1 protein-coding gene is annotated in these 874 nt (G+C 29.7%); it reads right to left on the reverse strand.

Features of this window, described 5'->3' with window-relative positions:
• Positions 1–251 precede the first annotated feature (251 nt).
• Positions 252–740, reverse strand: coding sequence for a hypothetical protein (locus tag HA632_RS00015; RefSeq protein ID WP_176305198.1), 489 nt, complete (start codon positions 738–740; stop codon positions 252–254).
• Positions 741–874 lie beyond the last annotated feature (134 nt).

An 874-nucleotide genomic window follows, 5' to 3' on the forward strand; every position in this document is an offset into this window, starting at 1 on the left:
CTCAATACGTTCTTGTAGTGTAATTCGGTTGTAGTTTTTCATAATAACGAACTTATAAATTTCTTTAAAAGTTGCGTTAGATTATTGAACCGGCGTAAATATTGAGCATAACGTTCCGCAGCTTGTAACTGCTGCGATGGTTTATTACTGATGATTTCAAATATAAAACTACTTTTTGAATTTTCGGAGAAAATTCGGGGCAAGCCCAAGCGCGCAGTTGTTACAAACTGCTGTTATAAGCCGTTACGTTTTTACAACTCCTTGAGCATTTTTTCTAAGTCCTTCCAAAACTTTTCCTTGATGATATTATCTCGTGTTTTCAAATAAATCTTTATACTATTAATCATGAAATAGTTTTCATCGTCAACACAATTAAACCCAAACTTTTCACGCTCCAATTTATAATTATTATTTTTACTTGGTTCACGATATTCATAGTAACAATATGATTTAAAATCATAATTATAGGTAAAAAGGAGATTTGGAATTAATAATCTAAAAATTTTATCTTGGACATCTTTTGAAAAAGCGAATTGCAAATATGATTCACTTCCAAGAAGTTTTTGTTCGCCATATTTAGAATATAAAGTTTGAACTTTTGAATTTGAATTTATTTCTTTTAAAATTTCCTTTAAAAACTCATTGTCAATTTTCCAAAAATCTCTTTCGTCTTGAAGTAACTTTTCAAAGTCCTTCATGTAATACAATTTCAATTTAGAGTTTAAAAAAATATCGTTCATTTTTAGCACTTTTTGAGTAATGGCTTATAACGTTCCGCGGCTTGTGACAGTTGCGACGATTTATTACTGATGATTCCAAAGTTAAAATTACTTTTTGAATTTTCGAAGAAAATTCGGGAAAAACCCAAGCCTAG

The organism is Flavobacterium sp. J49 (assembly GCF_011742145.1).
GTDB lineage: Bacteria > Bacteroidota > Bacteroidia > Flavobacteriales > Flavobacteriaceae > Flavobacterium.